This is a genomic window from Peptoniphilus koenoeneniae, from assembly GCF_030812875.1.
In the GTDB taxonomy this organism is placed as follows: domain Bacteria; phylum Bacillota; class Clostridia; order Tissierellales; family Peptoniphilaceae; genus Peptoniphilus_B; species Peptoniphilus_B koenoeneniae.
Window position 1 is genome coordinate 180271 of the sequence record NZ_JAUSTN010000002.1, and the last position, 20239, is coordinate 200509.

18 protein-coding genes, 2 tRNA genes and 1 other annotated feature are annotated in these 20239 nt (G+C 30.3%); of the genes, 9 read left to right on the forward strand and 11 right to left on the reverse strand.

What is annotated here, in order from left to right; genetic code table 11:
* Position 1: 1 nt before the first annotated feature.
* Positions 2 to 1735, reverse strand: a complete 1734-nt coding sequence (locus J2S72_RS02430; RefSeq protein WP_023055503.1) for an aminopeptidase P family protein — start codon at positions 1733 to 1735, stop codon at positions 2 to 4.
* A gap of 194 nt (positions 1736 to 1929) precedes the next feature.
* Here J2S72_RS02430 and J2S72_RS02435 point away from each other — a divergent pair, with 194 nt between their 5' ends.
* Positions 1930 to 2355: a flavodoxin gene (locus J2S72_RS02435; protein WP_023055609.1), complete on the forward strand. Its 426-nt coding sequence runs from the start codon at positions 1930 to 1932 to the stop codon at positions 2353 to 2355.
* A 498-nt stretch (positions 2356 to 2853) separates the two neighbouring features.
* On the opposite strand, the gene J2S72_RS02440 is transcribed toward J2S72_RS02435, so the two are convergent.
* The 6 genes from J2S72_RS02440 to hflX form a co-directional block, all read right to left on the reverse strand.
* Positions 2854 to 3627 (reverse strand): ABC transporter ATP-binding protein, encoded by a 774-nt coding sequence (locus J2S72_RS02440; protein ID WP_023055554.1) that lies wholly within the window; start codon positions 3625 to 3627, stop codon positions 2854 to 2856.
* Entirely contained in the window at positions 3620 to 4504 is an 885-nt protein-coding gene (locus J2S72_RS02445) for an ABC transporter permease (RefSeq protein ID WP_036739409.1), read from the reverse strand. Before J2S72_RS02445 ends, J2S72_RS02440 begins: the two co-directional genes overlap by 8 nt.
* Positions 4501 to 5484: an ABC transporter substrate-binding protein gene (locus J2S72_RS02450; protein ID WP_023055480.1), complete on the reverse strand. Its 984-nt coding sequence runs from the start codon at positions 5482 to 5484 to the stop codon at positions 4501 to 4503. Before J2S72_RS02450 ends, J2S72_RS02445 begins: the two co-directional genes overlap by 4 nt.
* 49 nt (positions 5485 to 5533) lie before the next feature.
* Positions 5534 to 5772, reverse strand: a binding site (T-box leader).
* Between the two features lie 64 nt (positions 5773 to 5836).
* Positions 5837 to 6562 (reverse strand): NAD(+) synthase, encoded by a 726-nt coding sequence (gene nadE, locus J2S72_RS02455; RefSeq protein WP_023055575.1) that lies wholly within the window; start codon positions 6560 to 6562, stop codon positions 5837 to 5839.
* Between the two features lie 15 nt (positions 6563 to 6577).
* Positions 6578 to 7222, reverse strand: coding sequence for a YigZ family protein (locus tag J2S72_RS02460; protein ID WP_023055602.1), 645 nt, complete (start codon positions 7220 to 7222; stop codon positions 6578 to 6580).
* On the reverse strand, positions 7215 to 8471 hold the full coding sequence (gene hflX / locus J2S72_RS02465; RefSeq protein ID WP_023055500.1) for a GTPase HflX: 1257 nt from the start codon (positions 8469 to 8471) through the stop codon (positions 7215 to 7217). Before hflX ends, J2S72_RS02460 begins: the two co-directional genes overlap by 8 nt.
* 71 nt (positions 8472 to 8542) lie before the next feature.
* Between hflX and J2S72_RS02470 the strand changes: the two genes are divergently transcribed.
* The 4 genes from J2S72_RS02470 (at position 8543) to J2S72_RS02485 (ending at position 11825) form a co-directional block, all read left to right on the forward strand.
* Positions 8543 to 11455, forward strand: coding sequence for a transglycosylase domain-containing protein (locus tag J2S72_RS02470; protein WP_307494916.1), 2913 nt, complete (start codon positions 8543 to 8545; stop codon positions 11453 to 11455).
* The gene (locus J2S72_RS02475; protein ID WP_023055488.1) at positions 11455 to 11616 is read left to right on the forward strand and encodes a hypothetical protein; all 162 of its coding nucleotides are present in this window, start codon (positions 11455 to 11457) and stop codon (positions 11614 to 11616) included. The genes J2S72_RS02470 and J2S72_RS02475 overlap by 1 nt, the downstream gene beginning before the upstream one ends.
* Before the next feature lie 35 nt (positions 11617 to 11651).
* A tRNA-Leu gene (locus tag J2S72_RS02480) sits at positions 11652 to 11737 on the forward strand.
* Between the two features lie 4 nt (positions 11738 to 11741).
* Positions 11742 to 11825 (forward strand) — tRNA-Leu (locus J2S72_RS02485).
* An 87-nt stretch (positions 11826 to 11912) separates the two neighbouring features.
* On the opposite strand, the gene J2S72_RS02490 is transcribed toward J2S72_RS02485, so the two are convergent.
* Together J2S72_RS02490 and J2S72_RS02495 are read right to left on the reverse strand one after the other, a co-directional pair.
* The gene (locus J2S72_RS02490) at positions 11913 to 12989 is read right to left on the reverse strand and encodes an NAD(P)H-dependent amine dehydrogenase family protein (protein WP_023055524.1); all 1077 of its coding nucleotides are present in this window, start codon (positions 12987 to 12989) and stop codon (positions 11913 to 11915) included.
* A 97-nt stretch (positions 12990 to 13086) separates the two neighbouring features.
* Positions 13087 to 14064 carry an IS30 family transposase gene (locus J2S72_RS02495; protein WP_307494917.1) on the reverse strand — a complete coding sequence of 326 codons (978 nt, stop codon included), beginning with the start codon at positions 14062 to 14064 and terminating at the stop codon, positions 13087 to 13089.
* 211 nt (positions 14065 to 14275) lie between these two features.
* On the opposite strand from J2S72_RS02495, the gene J2S72_RS02500 reads away from it, so the two are divergent.
* Complete coding sequence (locus tag J2S72_RS02500; RefSeq protein ID WP_307494918.1) at positions 14276 to 15526, forward strand: hypothetical protein; 1251 nt, start codon at positions 14276 to 14278, stop codon at positions 15524 to 15526.
* Between the two features lie 171 nt (positions 15527 to 15697).
* Here the strand turns inward: J2S72_RS02500 and J2S72_RS02505 are convergent, their stop codons facing one another.
* Positions 15698 to 17164: a VanW family protein gene (locus J2S72_RS02505; RefSeq protein ID WP_307494919.1), complete on the reverse strand. Its 1467-nt coding sequence runs from the start codon at positions 17162 to 17164 to the stop codon at positions 15698 to 15700.
* Positions 17161 to 17796, reverse strand: coding sequence for an endonuclease III (nth, locus tag J2S72_RS02510; protein WP_307494920.1), 636 nt, complete (start codon positions 17794 to 17796; stop codon positions 17161 to 17163). The genes J2S72_RS02505 and nth overlap by 4 nt, the downstream gene beginning before the upstream one ends.
* Positions 17797 to 17924: 128 nt before the next feature.
* On the opposite strand from nth, the gene J2S72_RS02515 reads away from it, so the two are divergent.
* The 3 genes from J2S72_RS02515 to J2S72_RS02525 are packed head-to-tail and all read left to right on the forward strand — an operon-like array spanning position 17925 to position 20230.
* Positions 17925 to 18284, forward strand: coding sequence for a GntR family transcriptional regulator (locus tag J2S72_RS02515; RefSeq protein WP_023055591.1), 360 nt, complete (start codon positions 17925 to 17927; stop codon positions 18282 to 18284).
* A gap of 7 nt (positions 18285 to 18291) precedes the next feature.
* Entirely contained in the window at positions 18292 to 19140 is an 849-nt protein-coding gene (locus tag J2S72_RS02520) for an ABC transporter ATP-binding protein (RefSeq protein WP_023055496.1), read from the forward strand.
* Positions 19130 to 20230: a hypothetical protein gene (locus tag J2S72_RS02525; RefSeq protein ID WP_307494921.1), complete on the forward strand. Its 1101-nt coding sequence runs from the start codon at positions 19130 to 19132 to the stop codon at positions 20228 to 20230. The genes J2S72_RS02520 and J2S72_RS02525 overlap by 11 nt, the downstream gene beginning before the upstream one ends.
* The last annotated feature ends 9 nt before the right edge of the window (positions 20231 to 20239 follow it).

The window sequence follows — 20239 nt, forward strand, 5'->3', positions numbered from 1 at the left end:
TTTAAATTTCACGAGTTGCTTTCTTTAAAAATTCCAGTTCTTCTCCCTCTAAGTAAGGAGAAAGTTTTTCATAAGTTTTTTTATGATATTCATTAAGTTGATCTATTTCTTCTTCAGTTAAAAGATTTTTGTCAACTGCATCAAGTTCATAGGGTAAATAACAAAGACTTTCAAACTTTAAAAATTGACCGTCATCATATTTTCCATCATCCACTACAAGAAGAATGTTTTCAATTCTTATTCCATGCTTATTTTCTTTATAAATGCCGGGCTCGTCAGAAACATACATGCCTGCAACCATAGGCTCTGTTTTCCTTGATGGACTTATGCCATGGGGGCCTTCATGAACATTTAAAAAATATCCCACACCATGGCCTGTGCCGCACTTATAGTCCATATGGTGTTGCCAAATATTATATCTGGTTATGCCGTCTAAACTTACACCGTCAGTTCCCTTTAAGAAAATTGTTCTCTGAAGCATTAAATGAGCCTTTAAAACATAGGTATAATCTCTTATTTCTTCTTGACTTAAGGGTCCCATGGCAATAGTTCTTGTAGTATCTGTTGTGCCACCGTAATATTGCCCCCCTGAATCCACAAGGAAAAATCCTTTTTTCTCAAGTTTAGTATTATTTTCTTTGCTGGCACTATAATGCATCATAGCTGCATTTTTACCATAGGCTCCTATAGTAGCAAAACTTGGATATAAAAATCCTTCTTGCTCCTGTCTAAATTTTAAAAGTTTTTCTCCTGCCTCATATTCATTTACTGGATTTTCTTTTATCCATTTTATAAATTTTGTAAGAGCCAGGCAGTCTTTTATATAAATTTCCTTTTCATTTTTAGTTTCAATTTCATTTTTTACTGCCTTTAACATTTCCGTAGGGTTGGCCTTGTTTATAATTTTATTTCCTTGTAAAGAATCATATAATTTTTTATTTATGCTTTCCTTATTTAATAAAATATTTTTATCTTTTAAAGTCTTTGCATAATTAAAAACTTCTTCATAAGGATAAACTTGTGAAAACTTTTGTGTATAATCAAGGACATTTTTTATTTTTTCCCTATCTACAAAAAGTTTTGCCCCTTCTAAATCAACAATGGCATAGGACATAAAAACCGGATTTGCCTCAATATCCTTGCCCCTTAAATTATAAAGCCAAGCAATATCATCAAGTTTAGCAAGAACAAAGGTGTCTGCCCCTTCTTTTTTCATGGCAGATCTAACTTCTTTAAGTTTTTCCTCTGCAGTTTTTCCCGTATATTTAAGTTCATGAATGAAAATTTTATCTTGAGGAAGACTTGGACGATCTTTCCAAAGGGGACCAATTAAATCTGCATCTTTAAATTTTATTTCTCCACTTAAATTTTCCTTTAAATTTTCAAAAAGAGCTTCTGTATAATATAAATAATTAAAACCTATAGTTCCATTTTTTATATTTTGAGATAGCCATTCACTTAAAGTCGGATAATCAGGATGACCCATCTTCATTAATTTAAAGCCAGGATAAAGTTGATTTTCTGCTTGTATAAAATATCTTCCATCAGTCCACAAAAGAGCATTGTCTTTTGTAATTAAAACAGTTCCCGCACTTCCTGTAAAACCTGAAATAAATTTTCTTTCAGCATAATGATCAGGCAAATATTCTGATGCATGAGGATCTAAAGTAGGAATAAGATAAACATCAACATTTTCTTCTTCCATTAATTTTCTGATTTTATCTAAATTACTCATAAAAACTCCTTTACTTTTATAATTTTAACTTTTTAATTTTCAATAACATTTTACTACAAAAATATCAGATTTGTTATTTGGGAATTAAATGATAATTTTTATTGAAATATTTTTTTAAATCTTTTATAATTTTTCTTGCAAGTAATAAAATATATCAAATTGATTTTGATATACATAAATTTTTAGGAGGAAAAATGAAAGTAAAAGTAATTTATTGGAGTGGAACAGGCCACACTGAAAAAATGGCTCAAAAAATCGCTGAAGGTGCAAAAGCAGAGGGTGCTGAAGTTGATTTATTAAATGTTGCAAATGCCAGCATTGATGATGTAAAAGAAACTGATTATCTTGCTTTCGGCTGCCCGGCAATGGGTGCGGAAGAACTTGAAGAAGAAGAAATGCGTCCCTTTATGGATGAAGCAAATCCTCTTTTAAGTGGAAAACACGTTGTTTTATTCGGTTCTTATGAATGGGCTGACGGCGAATGGATGAAAACTTGGCAAGAAGAAGTTGAAGGAACCGGTGCAAAATTAGTTGCCGATGGTTTTGCTGCATATGATGATCCAGATGAAGATGCCCTTGATGAATGTTTCCAACTTGGAAAAGAACTTGCAAGAGCTTAATCAATAAATAAAAAGGCACATTGAAATAAATTCAATGTGTTTTTTTATTTTTTATTTTTTTTACGCTTTACGTGAAGCATTTTTATTTTTTATTTTTTACGCTTTACGTGGAGCATTTTTATTTTTATATTTTTTTTAAATTTATTTAATTCGTCTTCGCCACCGGACCAATAAATTGGTCCCTACATTCGATTGTGGAGGTTTTATTTTGTTAATCCTTTTCTCATAAATAAACCCCACATTCATGCGTGGATTTAAAATTATAATAAATTTATGCGTGGGATTTTGTGGGCTGTAGGGACCGGTTTACCGGTCCGCGTGTATGGTGTGGGAGAACAAAATAAATATTTGAATTAAAATTTTTTATAAATTATTTTTTTACGCTCTACGTGAAGCATTTTTATTTTTATATTTTTTTTAAATTTATTTAATTCGTCTTCGCCGCCGGACCAATAAATTGGTCCCTACATTTAATATCCGCTTTTTATTTTGTATTCTTTAACTTGCTATTTGTATGGGGCTTTCTATTTTTCTTGTATATATTTTTTGGAGTTCTTCTTCTGTAATTTTTTTTGCTTCTACGTCTAAGACTATTTGTCCCTTGTTAAGCATAATGATTCTGTCTGCATATTCTACTGCATGGCTTAAATTGTGGGTGATCATCATTGTTGTTATATGATCTTTTTTTATTAAGTCACGAGTTTTATCCATAATAAGCTTTGAAGTTTTCGGATCAAGAGCTGCTGTGTGTTCATCAAGAAGTAAAAGTTCCGGTTTTTTTATTGTCGCCATAAGTAGGGATAGGGATTGCCTTTGTCCTCCTGAAAGAAATTTAACTTCTGTTGTAAGTTTGTCTTCAAGACCCAATTTTAATTCTTTTAATTTTTCTTTTATTTTTTTTATGTTTTCTTTTTTTACAAGTTTTCTAAGGGAAAATTTTTCGCCTTTTTTTAAAGCTAAGGAAATATTTTCAAGAATGTTTAAGCTTGGTGCAACTCCCATGGATGGATCTTGATAAACTTTTCCTATGGATGCTGCTCTTTTTTCTTCTTTTTCTTTTGTGATGTCTTTTCCATTTAAAAGAATCATACCACCATCACTTGCAAGGGATCCGCTTATTAAGTTTAAGAGGGTGCTTTTTCCGCAGCCATTTGGTCCTAAAATTGCAAGACATTTATTTTCTTCTATTGTTAAGTTAAAGCTTTCAAATATTATATTTTCTTCCGGCTGTCCTTCGTAAAAAACTTTTCTTAAATTTTTAATTTCAAGCATTTTCCATCTCCTTATTTCTTTTTAAACCCTTTAAAAATTTTCCTCCTCTTGCGAGAGAATTGTTATAAATAATAAATACTATTACTATTATTGCTGTTATTCCTTTTAAATCTTGAGGATTTACTCCGTAATCAATGGCAAGTCCATAAATAATCCTATAAATAAGAGTTCCTATTATTGCTCTTGTGGTTCTCTTTAATTTGCCAGAGCTTTTCATTATTGTGTCTCCTATAATTATTGAAGCAAGTCCTTGAACTATCATGGTTTGTCCCATTGTTGAGTCTGCAAAACCTGCGTATTGTCCTTGTAGAGATCCTGCAAGACCTATTAATGCATTTGATAAAACAAGTCCTAACATTGTATATTTGTCTGGATTTTTTCCCAGGGCTTTTACAAGACTTTCATTATCTCCTGTTACAAGTAAAAGATATCCTTTTTCAGTTTTTAAAAATAAGTCCAACAAAATTTTTGTAATAAGAACTATAGAAATCAAAATTACAATTTTAGGTACCGGTAAATCAAAGATACTTTTTTCTTTTAAAAGTGGAACGTTATTTGTGTTCATAATTCTAAGATTTACTGTTATTAGAATTGTCATTGTAAGAATACCTGCAAGGATTGCATCTACTTTTATTTTTTTATAAATTACATAGGTTAAAAATCCTGCAAGACCTCCTGCTAGGCTTGCGCTTATCATTCCAACTATGGGATTTAGTCCTGATGTTAATATTTTTGCCAAGACAAAGGCTCCTAAGGGAAATGTTCCTTCAACTGAAAGGTCGGCTATGTCTAAAATTTTAAAGCTTATCATTATTCCCAAGGCAAGGATGGAAAATATTAAGCCTGATTCAATTGATTCTAAGAGTATATTCATTATTCACCTACTGTAACTGCATTTTTTAAATATTGGTTATTTAAATCTAAACCAAGTTTTTCTGCAGTTTTTTTATTGATTTTAATTTCATGATTTTTATAAGTTTCAACGGGAAGATTTTCAATTTTTTCTCCCTTTAAAACTTTTGCTGCCATGTGGCCTGCTTGTTTTCCTAAGTCTTCATAGACAACTCCATCTGAAATTAAAAGTCCTTTACTTACTTGTCCTTCTTCTGCACTTATGGATGGCAAGTTGTATTTTAATAAATTTTCAGAAACTATTGGAGCTGCATTTGCTACTAAGTTATCTGTAAGAGCGAAAAATGCGTCAATTTTTTTACTAAGAGATGCTATACTTTGTGGAATGTCGTTTATGCTTTGCACTCCCACGACTTCTAATGTAAGTCCCAATTCTTGACAAACTTTTTTAAGTTCTTCAACTTGTACCTGTGAATTTTGTTCTGCAATATTATAAATTGTTCCAATAGTTTTTACGTCCGGAAATATTTTTAAAAATGATTCCAATTGTTCTTTAGGTGAAATATAATCACTTACTCCACTTATATTTTTTTCCGGTGCCTTTTCATTTTCCACAAGTCCTGCTCCCTTTGGATCTGTTACTGCACAAAATATTATGGGAAGATCTTCTGTGCTTGTTTGTGCTGCTTGAGCTGCTGGTGTTCCAATGGCATATATTAATTGTGCTCCGCTTTTTCTTAAACTTACTGCAGTTTGATTGGCAATGGATATATCTCCTTCTACATTTTTATAAATAAGTTCATAGTCTATGCCATCTTCTTTTAAGCCTTCTTCAAAGCCTTGTCTTGCTGCATCTAAGGAAACATGTTCCATAAATTGTAAAACTCCCACTTTTATTTTTTTATCTGAATTTTCTTCAGAAGCTTTTTCGGCCTTTTTTTCTGCACATCCACTTAAAATAGAAAGCGCCAATAAACATACTAATAATTTTTTTAACTTTTTCATTTTTTTCCCTCCAATAATTTAGAAAATATAATAAAAAAAACCTTCACCCACATAGGGCGAAGGTTCGCGGTACCACCTAATTAAATACTCATTGAAATCGTGTATTCAAATAATTTTAGAATCCATCAATTCCTATCTAAAGTTAACGGTAGAATCCGTGGCAATCTACTTAAATTTGAACTGCCAAGCTTAGAAGTGAATATTACATACTTATTTTTGTGTCGGCTTTCACCTTTTCCGACTCTCTAAGACAAACTTAGGTATCTTTCTCTTCTGCACTGCTTTATATTTTTTAATTTTATATCAGTTTAAAGCACTTTGGTTTTTTTGTCAAGTTAATTTAAAAATATTTTTAAAAAATATCCAAATTTCTTTTGTGACTAGTATTTTTATGCATTCTGTCTATTTTTTCTTTTTTATTTTTATCTGCAATTTCTCCATTTAAAATATAATTATCCAATTCTTCATAGGTAAATCCCATTTCATCTTCATCAGTCTGTCCCTTCCAAAGTCCTGCTGAAGGTTTTTTCTCAATAATTTCTTTAGGAAGATTTAAGTGTTTTGCTATTTCAAAAATATCTGTTTTTAAAATATCTATAATGGGAAAAATATCTGCCCCGCTATCCCCATGTTTTGTAAAATATCCCACATAATATTCGCTGGCATTGCTTGAACCGCAAACAAGATAATTTAAAGATTGAGCGTAATAATATAAGTTTGTCATCCTAAGCCTTGGCTTTATATTTGATTTTGCCATTTTATTTTCCGAATCAAAGCTTGCCTTTATAAGTTCATGGTATGTTTTTGAAAGATCCACATACTCAACTTTTATTCCTGTATTTTCTCCTACAAGTCTTGCATGAATTTCATCTTCTTTTATAGAATCAATGGGCATAATAATTCCCAGGCTGTCATCTTTAAAGGCTCTTTTTGCAAGTCCTGCTATTACTGCACTGTCTATACCCCCTGAAAGTCCGAATACAAGTCCTTTTGCTCCTGCTTGTTTTACGGTATCTTTTAAACTTTCTACTATTTCTTCAATTTTTTTGTCATAATCAGTAATTTTTTTTACTTTCATGTTTTTCTCCCAATTCTATTTATAAATAATTTTCCCTTCAAAAGTCGGAAGAATTATTTTTTCTCTTTCTTCAATGGTTACTTTACCAGACGTAAGATTGTTTAAATCTTTTATTATTTTACTATCTTCTTCTGCTACATCAATTATAAGTTCTATTTTTTCCATATAATTTTCTTTTAAAATTATATAGCCCTCTTTCATAAGATAATTTAAAATGGATCCGTGAAAAGTATAATCATATATAAAGGACATTTTTATAAAATCTTTCATTAAAACTTTTTTTGCAGCTTCAATTCCTAAAGATGCCCCTTTTGTATACGCTCTTACAAGGCCTCCTGCTCCTAAGAGAGTCCCACCAAAATATCTCGTCACAAGGCACAGGGCGTTTGTTATGCCCTCTTTTTTCATTACTTCGAGTATTGGTATGCCTGCTGTGCCTGAAGGCTCTCCATCGTCGCTGTAGCGTTGCAGGGACATATCTTCTTTAAGTATATAGGCCCAACAATTATGAGTTGCATCTTTAAATTCTCTTCTCTTGTCTTCTAAAATTTCAAGAGCTTCTTTTTCATCTTTTATGGGACTGCAAAAACCTATAAATCGAGATTTTTTTTCTATAAACTCATTACTTTTCCCCTCAAGAACTGAAAAATATTCAGACAATAAAATCACCGAATTCTTTCTTCTCAATCTCACTTAAAGTTGCCTTAACCAAGGTTCCTTCTTCATTGTATTCTAAAATTTCTCCCTTAAAATTATTTAAAAATTCATTTAATTTACCTGCTTGGCTAAAGGGAAATAAAAGTTTTTCTTCAGTGTAAGATAGGCCTAAATTTTTTTCTATGGCTTTTAGTAAAACTTCCATATTTTCATCTTTTTTTGCTGAAATAAAAATCTTATCTCCTGGAACTTGTGGGACTATCATTTCTTCAAATTCAGCCCTGTCCATTTTGTTAAAGACAGTAAGAATAGGTCTATCCAAAACCTCCAGTTCTTTTAAAATGTCCATGGTGGTCTTATATTGGATTTCCAAATCAGAGTTTGAGGAATCTATAACGTGGACAATTAAATCTGCATTTTTTACTTCTTCCAAGGTTGATTTAAAAGCTTCAACTAATTTTGTGGGAAGCTTTGAAACAAATCCTACTGTATCAGAAATAATAAAATCTCTGCCGTTTAAGAGTTTTGCCTGTCTTATACCAGGATCAAGAGTGGCAAAGAGCATATTTTTTACAAATACATCTCTTCCTGTATTCTCCTTGATTCTATTTAAAATTGTAGATTTTCCTGCATTGGTATAGCCTACTAAGGCAACATTTGGAAGAGGCGATTCTCTTCTTTTTTTTGCAGCATTTTCTCTATTAAGTTCCGCTTTTTTAAGTTTTTTCTTAATGGAGTTTATTTCTCTTAAAAGCCTACGTCTATCTGTTTCAATAATTTGTTCTCCTGGTCCTCTTGTTCCTATTCCTCCTCCTGTTCTTGACCAACCTTTTATTCCTAAAAGTCTTGGCAATTGATATTCTCTTTGAGCAAGTTGGACTTGGAGTTTAGCTTCATAAGTATTTGCTCTCATTGCAAAAATATCTAAAATTAAATTTGTCCTATCAACAACTTTTAATTTTAATTCTTCTTCAAGATTACGCACTTGAATTCCTGAAAGTTCATCGTTAAAAATAACTGTTTCAACTTCCATGTTTTTTGCAATCTCTTTTATTTCTTTTACTTTTCCAGTTCCTATTAAATATTTAGGATTAAATTTTTCTATATTTTGCGTAACAACTCCCACAACTTGACCCTCATCAGCCTTTACCAATTCCCTAAGCTCTTCAAGACTTGAACTTAAGGTATTTGGAAAACTTCCAAGGTCAGTTGCAACAATGATTACTTTTTCTATTTTTTTTGTTGTTTCCATACTTAGATTATACAATAAGGCTTTAAAAAGACAAAATATTGAAGAGGTGATATAATAGGGCGGGAGGCATTATGAATAGAGACCTTAACAATTTTAAAGATTTTAATTTTAAAAATGAATATGCTTCTTATAAAAAATCCTATAAAAATTTAAATAAAAATAAAAAAATAGGTTTTTGGATTTTATTTGTCCTTTTAATTTTTATAACTTTAGGAGGAATTTTTTCAGCTGCCCTTTTTGGGGTTATTAAAGATTCTCCTAAGACAAATTTAAAAAATTTAAGTAACAGTTTCAATCAAACTTCGAGTATTTATGATGAAAAGGGCAATCTTCTTGAAAAAATAGAATCCCAAGAATATAGAACTATTGTACCCATAGAAAAAGTTCCCACTTACATAAAAGATGCCTTTGTTTCCATTGAAGACCAAAGGTTTTATTCCCATGGAGGTTTAGATTTTAGAAGTGTCTTAGGTTCCATTTACACAAATCTTAAAGCTGGAGCCTATGTAAGAGGTGCCTCCACCCTTACTCAACAACTTGTAAAAAATGTTTATCTTACAAACGAAAAAACTATAAATAGAAAAATTAAAGAAGCTTATTTATCTATGCGTCTTGCAGACAATTTATCTAAAGAAGAAATTCTTGAAGCTTATTTAAACAGGATTAATTTAGGTCAAGGCTCTTATGGAGTTGAAGCTGCAAGTCAAACTTACTTTTCTAAGGATGTATGGGATTTAAATTTAGCTGAGTCCGCTTTAATTGCTGGCATTGCAAAAAATCCTGGAGAATATTCTCCTACTAAAAGAGTTCTAAAAGAAAATTATAAAAGTGATAAAAATAAAATAGTTGGAACAAGTTTAATAAATGGCGAGGAATATTATGTAATTTTCAATCCTAAAAGCTTTGAAAGACAAAAAATTGTTCTTAAAAAAATGCTGGACCTTGGAAAAATAAAGGAAGCTGAATATAAAGAGGCCTGTGATTTTGATTTGTATTCTTCCCTTAAACCAGGTGAGAAAAAACATCACAACATGAGCTCTTACTCAACGGATTTTATAAAATTAAATGCCTGCCAGGAATTGGAAAATTATTACAAAATTTCAAGAGAAGAGGCTGAATATAAATTATTTACCGGAGGCTATAAAATAATTTCCGCTATTGATGAAAATCTTCAAAAGGAGCTAGAAAATTATTACGGAAGTCTTGAAGAAGCTTTTAACAATTTTTATGCTTCCGGCGGTTCTTCCATGCTCAATTTTTCTCTTGATGACAAAGAAGATATTGTTGATGAAAATGGAAATATAATTTTTATAAAAAAAGAAACTTATTTTGACAATGATTTGAATTTTATAATACCTAAAAATGAATTTTCCGTATCTGATTCCGGCGATCTTTCTATAAATAAAAAAATTTTTTCTATAAAATCAAAAATAGATATCTTAGATGCTTATGATTTTAATGAAAGTAAAACTTTAAGAACTTATTCCCTTGGCAATTTAAATATTCCCAAGGACTTTTATGAAGAAAAACTCGACTATATAATAATTGACCATGGATTTTTAAAAGATAAAAATTTCTTTACTTACAATAGTGACGGCTCCATAAAGATTTCAAAAGATTTTTACACTTATGATAAAGAACCTGTAATTCAACCGGAGTCAGCCTCTATTATTATAGACAACAAAAATTCTTATGTCAGGGCCATTGTTGGAGGTCTCGATGTAAATAGTAAATATCAAAAGATTTTTAACAGGGCAAGTGATTCTTATAGAAGCCCTGGCTCTTTGTTAAAGCCTTTTTCAGTTTACTTAGCAAGTTTAAATGCCGGAGATACCCTAGCCACAATAACCGATGATGTTCCTTTTTACTTTGACGGAAAACTTTGGCCTGAAAATTTTTACAGAGGTTACAGAGGACTTTTAACTTCGAGATTTGCCTTAGAAAATAATTCCAATGTTGCTGCTGCAAAAATTTTAAATAGGATAGGCCTTTATAAAAGTCTTGAAACTTTAAAAACTTTAAATTTAATTAATGATAAGGATGCTTTTATAAGCAAGAATGAAAATCCTAATTTTAATGATGAAACCTTAGACGGTCTTGCCCTTGGAAATCTACACTACGGCTTTAGTCTTCTTGATATGGCAACTTCTTATGAGGTTCTTGCAAGAGATGGAAATTATTTAAAGCCTACAGCTCTTATAAAAATTATTGATTCTAGTGGAGTTACCATAGTAGACAATTCTAAGAGAGAAGGAAAGCAGATAATTGATAAAAATATAAATTTTTTACTTAGAGATGCTTTAAGAACTAATGTTACAAGGGGAGATTTAAAAGGAAACGGTTTAAATTATTTTGATCTTTGTGCTATGCAAGGTTTAAATAAATATAATTCCGACTTATGGCAAAGTGGTTTTACAAGTCAATATACCATAGCTTCTTGGTTAGGCTGCGACAGTCCCAAAATTTCTTTAAATGTAAACAGCCAAATGATTGAATCTATTTTTAAAAAAATTATGAGATTCAGTCATAAGGGTTTAAATCCTGATAAATTTCAAGCTCCTCCAGAGATAATTCAAAAATTTATTTGCCAAAAAAGTGGTCTTTTAGGAAGTAAACTTTGCGAAGAAAGCTCTGACGGATATATGGAATATTTTATTAATGGAAGCCAGCCTAAGGAATATTGCAAAGGCCACAAAAAACTTTTAATTTGTAATTCTTCCGGCCGTCTTGCAGGAGAATTTTGTCCTAAAGAAGATGTAGAATACAAAATTTTATTTGAAAGAGATCCTAAATACATTTCTTCTGAAAACGGAGGTATTTATCCTGATGATTATGAATACATTCCTAGTAAAGAATGCAATATTCACACTGAAGAATGGTATCAAAAGATAAAAGAAGAAAGAATTAAAGAAAGACAAAGAGAAAAAAGATTAAAAAAACAAAGAAGCCAAAAATATAAAAAGAAATCTCCAAGGAGAAGATAATGAAAAAATTAATTTTAAAAGCTTTAAAATTTACAGCCCTTAAAAAAATAAAAAATATAAACAAGAAAAAAAGATTAAATCCAAAATCCTACTTTAATATTTATAGGGCAACAAGACGAATTAAAAAAAGAAATAAAGAATTATCAGAAAAAAATATTTGATATTTAATTTTCTTTTTGTTATTATAAATTGGTTAGCGGAGGTGCTGGAATAGGCAGACAGGCATGTTTGAGGGGCATGTGAGCTTTGCTCGTGAGGGTTCAAGTCCCTTTCTCCGCACCATTTTGCAGAGGTGCTGGAATGGCAGACAGGCATGTCTCAGAAGCATGTGAGGAAACTCGTGAGGGTTCAAGTCCCTTTCTCTGCACCATGTATATTTAAAATTATTTATGACCTTTAAAGGTCATTTTTTTATGAAAAATTTTATTAAAAAAAGCTCCCCTAGAGGGAGCTTATTTTATTTAACATATTCATTCATATCTTTTACCATGTAAAGTGGATTTGGCATTTTATCTGTTGTTATATATCCCGGTTCTGCGTTTATTAATGCTGGAATTCTATTTACCAAGTTTGAACAAGTAAGTCTTACTGTGTCTGGATTATCCATGATAATATTTGTGTCTGGTTCTCCTTCAAAGGTCCATCTGTTCATGTCAAAATTTTCAGGTCCGTAAACATAGCCTAAGTTATGAGTTTCTAAAGTGATACCTTCTTTTGTTTCTGTTGTTACTACAAATTCAGTTCCTGTTGCATCTCCTGCTTTAACTGTCATGTTAAGAGTTGATGATTTTAAATCTTTTTTATTTGTTACAGGAATGCTCTTTTGTGTTTGAGATGTAATTGTAAGTCCCAACTTTTCACAAAGCCATCCGTTTTGATTCCACATATAAGATGGAATAACTTTTCCTTCTTCTATAGCTTTTAAGGTTTCTTCATAGGAAAGATCATTATATTTTCCAAATTTTTCTTCAAAGTCTTTTTTGTTAAGACCTGCTCCGTGACCTTCTGCAAGAGCTATTCCGTAATCTTCTACGTTGTAGCTACTTACTCCTACAATTTTATTTATCTTAAAAAGAGATCCTGCAAGAGTATCTATAAGAACTCCCCAGTACATATCAGGATAACCACTTCCTGTAAGGGTACAATTATTTTCTTTTGCAAGTTTATCTAATTCTTTTGTAAGTTCTTTACTTGAATTCCATGGATATAAAGCTTCTTCGCAAGTACTTATGGCGTTTACTCCATGCTTTGCACATAATTTATAAACTTCTGATATTTCTTCTACTGTTGACCTTGTTGCAACTATACAAACATCAGGCTTTCCTTCTTTTAAGCATTTTTCAAAATTATCTGCACCTTGAACTTTAATGCCCTTATTTTCGCTTTCTATTATTTCTCCTATATCTTTTCCTTCTAATGCAGGATTCATATCAAAAGCTCCTATTATTTCTCCACCTTTTTCCAAAGCGTATCTCATAAGATATTTTGACATTTTTCCGCAGCCGAATTGTACTATTTTCACTTTTCTGTTCATAATGTCTCCTTTCATTTTCTTCTCGACATTCTTCCTCCTTCAGTATATCATTAAAACCTATTTTTTAAAGGACGAATTGTCAAATCAAGTGCAACACCTATGGTAAGAAACCAAAAAGTTCTTCTTTAGGTGTTTTATATTTTATACACTTTCTAGGTCTATTATTCATTAAACTTAAGTTATGATTTAAATCATCTATATTTACTTCTGATAAATCCATGCCCTTAGGATAAAATTCTCTTAAAAGTCCATTACTGTTTTCATTTGTTCCCTTTTGCCAAGCGCAGTAAGGGTCACAAAAATAAGTTTTACATCCTAATTCCTTTTCTATCTTCTCGAATTCGGAAAATTCTTTACCTCTGTCAAAAGTTATTGTTTTTACTAGTTCTTTTGGTAAATCTTTCAATGCATTGATTATTGCTGGTGTTACATTTTCTGACTTTCTATTTTCAAATAGGATTGCTATATAATATATAGATTTTCTTTCTGCTAGTGTTACGAAACAATATCCACTTTTTCTTTTATGATCTAATCTGCCTGATTCTACTGTATCTGCTTCCCAGTGTCCTAGTTCTTGCCTTTTGTATATTTCTTTTGGTCTATTTTTAATAGTTCTTCCTTTATCATTGAATTTTCCTCTTTTTTCTGCTGGTCTTTTAAATTTGCCTTTTCTTCTCAAATTTTCCATGCTAGTTTTTGGAAGCTTTTTTGCATGTATGAGCCTATATATGGTGGATGTTGATGGCACTTGCTTAATATCATTTGTACTTCTATTTGATATTTGTTCAGGTGACCAATGTTCGTTAATCTTTGCTGTTAAATAGTCAATAACATCTTTTGAAATTTTACTTTTTCTATGACATTCTTTCCTTCTATTTAGATATTTGTCGTTTGCTTTTAGTGGAAAGTACTTTTTACTGTTAACTTTTATTTTAGAAGAATTTCTTTTTATTTCTCGAGATATTGTACTAGGTGACCTTCTTAGCGCTTGTGCAATTTCCCTTATGCTCATTCCTAAATTTAAAAATTGATAAATACAAGATCTTTCTTCTATGGTAAGATGGTTATAGCTCATAGTTAATCGCTCCTTTTAATATGTTTTGTTTGGTCACTTACATATTAACACAGCTGATTAGCTATGAGTTTATTTTATGTTGCACTTGTTATGATAAATTATCAACTTAAATAAATATTACATTTATATTAAATAGAAATAATTTTTCAAACTGTTGTCTGATGATGTGATAAAATTAAATTAAGAATAAGTTGAAGGGGAGGGTTTAGATATGAAAAAAATGCAAAAGATTTTAATATTTATATTTGTATTTTTGATTGTTTTGGGAACAGGCAGTGACTCTTACGCATTTTCTGCAAAGTTAGAAAAAAAGGTAAAGCTTAATAAAAGTTCATTTCTCTCAGATATGGCAGTACATAAAGGCAAGCTATACTATACAGATGTAAAGATATCTAACCAGGAAAAAGACAGTAAGGGAAACCTTTTTGGAGGAAGCTGCGACGTTAAAGTGTATGAAAGGGATTTAAAGACAGGCAAAACTACTCTAATAAATTCTTATGACTCTTATACTTTAGTAGGAAAAGATATTTCATTTAAAGTATTAAGTGATGGGAACCTCTACATGATCTATCATTTAGGCGGAGGTGTTATGGGTCACGATATTGTCTACGGACTAACTGGACCTAATAAGGGCAAAAATATTTTGTCATACAACTATGGAAATGTTGAATTTGATAAGGACAAAAAATCTATAATCATAACTCCGACAGGACCATGGGACAATGGAAATATTGTAAGAGAGATGAATGGAAAGATATATTCCCAAACAGAGGTAGAATCTTACAGTGGAGTATATTTCCTTGAATATCTAAAAGGAAAAGGTAGAGTATTTAGCTATGCTGATAAATATTCAGCCCTTAGAGGAAATACTCTCTATCTAAAAAAAGATTCAGGCAAAGAAGATAATTTTAATGGGTATGATCTTATAGCTTTTGATCTTGAAACAGAATCTGAAACCTGGATAGCTGAGAGGATCCATTCCATGTTTATGGGAAAAGATGAGATCTACTTCTTAAGGGATATTCCAACTAAAAAAGATATTGCAGAGCCTCAAAAGATGCTTTACAAATATGATTTAAAGTCAAAAGAAACGACTCTTCTAAGCAAGGGGAATAATCCTTATTATGATGTTCTACCAATTGACGGAAATGTATTTTTCACAGATTTTAATGAATTTTCTGAAGATTCTAAAAAGCCAAATCTATTTATGGCTAAGGGAGATGGAAGTGGAACGAAGAAACTATACTCAAATGTGGATGAAGTTGTGTCAGATGGTGAAAGAATAGCTGTGGTCATCAGCAATAAAAAGGGATCAAATATAGATTTTGTAGATGGTCATGGAAAAAAACTTGGTAAAATCAGTGTTCCACAAACTCACGTAAGTGTGTTTTTGTCAGGGGATGAGTGCATAGTATGGTCTTGGCAAAACCGCTCTGTAAATTATTATAAATTGAATAAATAAAGTTTTATTTTGAACAGAGAATAAAAATATAATGGCGGCATATGTCGCCATTTTTTAATGCCTTGAATTTATAATCTAAGTGCAACAAAAATGATTCATAGTTTTCTGATAAAATAGAATTTGCAAATAAAACTAAAAAATCAGGAGAAACTATGAATCACTTTAAAAATTTTAATCATTATTTTTCTTTTTCTTTCTTGATGACTTTTTATTTTGTTTATTGCTGTCATCAGATTTTATTTTATTTTTCTTTTTTTTATTTTCTCTTTTGCTATCTTCATCATTGTTTGTATTTTTCTTTGAAGTCTTTTCTCCTTCGCCTATAATGACAACACGATTTTGAGAAATATAGTTTGAATTGGAAATTTTTTCGCTTTTTAAAACTTTGCCGTCTTTTATATAGTCTTTATAAGTTTCATAGTAATATCCCTTTGAACCTCTTTTTTCAACTTCCACTTCACCTTCAGGAATTTGATCGGAATACTTTGTAATACTTTCCGGTTCACTTACAGAAATCCTAACTGGTCTTAAATTAATTTCATAGGGAAGATCTCCCTTATTTCCAAAAACTAAAAATTCAAGTATCCTTCCATCTGTTGATGCATCAATGTAAATTGGATGGGAGAGATTATTTTTAAATTTTAAATCTTTAAAGCCAGTTGCTACGGCAGCATCTGTTCCCAGGTCTACATAATTAACAGGTCTCGAATGATTTGACCTTTCTAAAATTTCTATATCAGCCCTTGCAAGGGCGTTGTATAAAGTTGTTGATACTTGGCAAATCCCTCCGCCCAGTCCTCTGTCAAATTCTCCGTTGATAATTACTCCTGCATTTTTATAGCCTTTATCTTCAGATATATCTCCAATGATGCCGTTAAAAGATATTTCCTGGCCTGGTTTTATTAAAAGTCCCTTAAGAGATGAAGATGCTAAAGAAATATTTTCTTTTCTGTTTTTTTCGCTCCTGCTATAATCTGTTGAAAATCTTGACAAAAGTCCATCAATTCCAGAAAAATAATCTTTTTTTACTTTAGGATAGATGGGAAGGCTCTTTAAAACCAATTCCTCTTTTTTGTGAACATCATTTTTTAATTTTTCCCTTGCATCTTTTGCATCTAAATATCTTCCGTCCTTTTCTCCCTCAAGGGAAAAATTTCCTTCTTTAAATGAAAGACGAGCATCAAGGGCAGGTCTATAAACTTTATCAACTAAATAATTTATTGCATTTTCAACTTTTTTATCTTCAAAAGTTTCAGCCATATTTATATTTTTTTGTAAAATTGGAAGGCTTACCACCCTAAAAAAATTTTCTATACTTGATTTGTTTCTTCCTGTTTCAAAAGCTTCTTTTAAAGCTTTTTCCATATCTCTTTTATAACCTAAATCTTCAAGGGTAACAAAATATTTTTCTCCATCAAGATCAAAAGTTATTTTATCGCTTTCAGGTTTTGTGCCCTCAGAAAGTTTTAATTTTGCTTGTTCCAAGTTTAGGTTGGAAAGACTTATTCCAGAAACTTTAACCCCAGGATAAATTTTATCCGAATGGGAAATAAAAGCAAAATAAAATAGAGAGATGCCTATAAGAGATAAGATTAAAACAATTAAAATTTTTACATTTTTAGTCATTTTTTTAATCATTTTCCGCTCCACTTACATAAATTTTTTACAGGACAAATTAAACATTGAGGCCTTCTTGCACTGCAACATCTTCTTCCATGAAAAATGAAAAGATGATGAGCTTTTGACCATCTTTCTTTTTTTATTTTTTTCATAAGGGCAAATTCCGTTTTTTCAGGACTGTCCTCAGCTACAATTCCAATTCTATTTGTAACTCTAAAAACATGAGTGTCAACTGCAATGGCCTCTTGACCAAAACAATTGCTCAATATAACATTTGCCGTTTTTCTTCCCACGCCAGGAAGTTTTATAAGTTCCTCTAAAGAACTTGGAACTATGCCCCCATAATTATTTAAAATTTCAAAACTTGCCCCATAAATATTTTTCGCCTTATTTCTATAAAAACCACAGGATTTAATTAAAGGTTCAATTTTTTCCGGTCCAAGTTTTACAAAATCCTCAGGCTTATTATAATTTTTAAACATTTCGCCCGTAACCTTATTAACTCTTTCATCAGTACATTGAGCAGAAAGAATGGTTGCTACTAAAAGTTCAAAAGGACTTTTATGCTCCAGCTGACAATGGGCGTCTGGGTAAGTTTTTTCCAAAATATCTAAAATTATATCAACATCTTTTTTGCTTAAAGTTTTCATAAAATGATTATATCATAAAAAAATTTTTACCTTAATTTGCAATAAAAAAGTTTAAAAAAATATTTGCAATAAAGTTTTAACTGTTATACAATTTAATAAAATATATAACAGTTGTGTTGGAGGTGACTATGGAAATATTTTTAAATGATACGAAGGATCCTCTTTATTTAAAAATATTTTTTGCTATTAGGGAAAAAATAATGCTTGGCCAATTAAAAAATAATGAACAACTTCCCTCCGTAAGAGAACTGTCTACTCAACTTAACGTTTCAGTTCTTACAGTTAAAAAAGCTTATGATGAATTAGAAAAAAACGGACTTGCCTTTACTATAGCTGGCAAGGGTTCTTTTGTAAAAAATATTGGAATTGATTCCATTAAAGAAAATAAACTTTTGGATATTCAAAAAATTTTAGAAAAAATATTAGAAGATGCAGAAAGTTTTGGAATTACAAAAGATGATATTGAAAATATAATTAAATATTTGTGAGGTTATTATGTTAATTATTAAAGATGTAAATAAAAAATTAGGTGACTTTAATTTAAAAAATATAAATTTGGAACTTAAACAAGGTTTTATTCTGGGACTTATAGGAGTAAACGGAGGGGGAAAAACCAGTTTAATTAAGCTTATTATGAATATAATAAGCCCAGACTCAGGAAATATAGAAATTTTCGGAATTGAAAATTTAAGAAAAAATAACAAAGAGATAAAAGATAAAATTGGCTTTGTCTTAGATGAATTTCCCTTTAAAGAGTATCCCCACTTAACTCTTAGTGATATTTGTGATTTGTTTAAAAAAGTCTATTCCAATTTTAGCGAAAAAGAATTTTTAAATTTAGTAAAAGAATTGGATTTTCCCCTCTATACAAAAGTTAAAAATATGAGTAAAGGTCAACTTTCAAAAGCTCAAATAGCCCTTGCCCTTTGCCATAAGGCAGAGCTTATTGTTATGGATGAACCTTCATCAGGTCTTGATCCCTTAGTAAGAAGAAAATTTTTGGCATTAATAAGAAAATATGTAAATGAAAATAATGCTTCCGCCATTTTTTCAACTCATATAACTGAAGACCTTGAAGGTTATGCAGATTATATAAGTATAATTGATGACGGAAGAATTATAAAAAATTTGATGATAGAAGATTTAAACGACTATAAAGTTGTAAATCTGGAAAAAAATTCTCAAAAAAATATTGAAGATTTTTCTTTAATCGGTAAGGAAGATAAGGATTTTTATATTGAAGGCCTTGCTTACAAAATAGAAGCTGATCAAAATGTAAATGTTAGAAATGCAAACTTAGTAGATTTACTTTATTACTATCACAGGAGTAATCATGAAAAATAAATTTAAATTATTTGGAAAAAATATTATATTAATTATTCTTTACTGCAACCTTATGAGCACTGTTTTTATTATTAATAACTTTTCAAAAAATTATAGGGTTCTTTTATATGCTATAGCTATATTTTCCTCAATGATGATAATATTTAACAATTTTCATAAGATCTATCCCCTTCTACCTGTAAATATAAATTTATTTAATTTTTTGAAGGGTCAAATAGGTTTTTTAAGTATTTTTTATTTTTTATCATTTGGAATGCTACTTTTAAAAGAAAATTCAAAGCTCTATTTTTTACACAACTACCTGTCAATTATGTTTTTTCTTAATTCTTTTGCAGTATGCAATCAGTCAACATTAAAAGTTCCAAAATTTTTACAGGGAAACAGCTTTCTTTTATATTTTATTCTTTACGGCCTAATTATTTATTTTTCAAATATACCCCTTCTTTATTTAACTCTAGGTCTTTTGTTTTTAAATGTAATTTTACTCTTAATCTCAAATAAGCTTTATTTAAGTAATAGGGATAGCGACTTAGAAAAAAGTCCAGGAAAATATATAATTGTGGATGACAATTTTATCTATCTTAGATCTTTTTTAGGGATAATTTTATTTATCCTAGCTTTCACTTTAATTTTAAAAAAAGATAATATAATTTTAGCTCCTATTGCAGTCTCTTCAATCCTTTTATCCATGCAAATTTATGCTTATTCAATGTATAAAATGCTTCTACCCTTTGATCAAAAGAAAATTGTTTTGAAAAAATTTTTCCTTATTAATTTTTTTGGACCCTTAATTTTTTTACTTGCCCTGGGAATAAAAAGCGAAAGTCTTCAACATATAAGTTTTTATTTAATTTTTATTGAAATTTTCTCAAATTTTACATTTTTACTTTTAAATTTAAATCTTAAAGTTAATCTTGTAACTATTATTTCCTATTTTGTCGCCTTTATTTTCTTTCCCTTAGGAAGAGATTTTATATTTAAACCTGATTTTATAATAAGTCTTTTTGTTTTAAGCCTTGTCTTTTCCCTTTGGCTTTTTTATAGAAATTTTGAAGACCTTGATTATAGCAGGGAATTTTTGCTTAAATAAAATAAAAGT

Coding starts and splice junctions, on each gene's coding strand:
- J2S72_RS02505 (WP_307494919.1), bottom strand. CDS start 17,164: ATGATTAAAAAAATGACTAAAAATGTAAAAATTTTAATTGTTTTAATC.
- hflX (WP_023055500.1), bottom strand. CDS start 8,471: ATGGAAACAACAAAAAAAATAGAAAAAGTAATCATTGTTGCAACTGAC.
- J2S72_RS02435 (WP_023055609.1), top strand. CDS start 1,930: ATGAAAGTAAAAGTAATTTATTGGAGTGGAACAGGCCACACTGAAAAA.
- J2S72_RS02440 (WP_023055554.1), bottom strand. CDS start 3,627: ATGCTTGAAATTAAAAATTTAAGAAAAGTTTTTTACGAAGGACAGCCG.
- J2S72_RS02500 (WP_307494918.1), top strand. CDS start 14,276: ATGAAAAAAATGCAAAAGATTTTAATATTTATATTTGTATTTTTGATT.
- J2S72_RS02475 (WP_023055488.1), top strand. CDS start 11,455: ATGAAAAAATTAATTTTAAAAGCTTTAAAATTTACAGCCCTTAAAAAA.
- J2S72_RS02515 (WP_023055591.1), top strand. CDS start 17,925: ATGGAAATATTTTTAAATGATACGAAGGATCCTCTTTATTTAAAAATA.
- nth (WP_307494920.1), bottom strand. CDS start 17,796: ATGAAAACTTTAAGCAAAAAAGATGTTGATATAATTTTAGATATTTTG.
- J2S72_RS02470 (WP_307494916.1), top strand. CDS start 8,543: ATGAATAGAGACCTTAACAATTTTAAAGATTTTAATTTTAAAAATGAA.
- J2S72_RS02520 (WP_023055496.1), top strand. CDS start 18,292: ATGTTAATTATTAAAGATGTAAATAAAAAATTAGGTGACTTTAATTTA.
- J2S72_RS02430 (WP_023055503.1), bottom strand. CDS start 1,735: ATGAGTAATTTAGATAAAATCAGAAAATTAATGGAAGAAGAAAATGTT.
- J2S72_RS02495 (WP_307494917.1), bottom strand. CDS start 14,064: ATGAGCTATAACCATCTTACCATAGAAGAAAGATCTTGTATTTATCAA.
- nadE (WP_023055575.1), bottom strand. CDS start 6,562: ATGAAAGTAAAAAAAATTACTGATTATGACAAAAAAATTGAAGAAATA.
- J2S72_RS02525 (WP_307494921.1), top strand. CDS start 19,130: ATGAAAAATAAATTTAAATTATTTGGAAAAAATATTATATTAATTATT.
- J2S72_RS02490 (WP_023055524.1), bottom strand. CDS start 12,989: ATGAACAGAAAAGTGAAAATAGTACAATTCGGCTGCGGAAAAATGTCA.
- J2S72_RS02450 (WP_023055480.1), bottom strand. CDS start 5,484: ATGAAAAAGTTAAAAAAATTATTAGTATGTTTATTGGCGCTTTCTATT.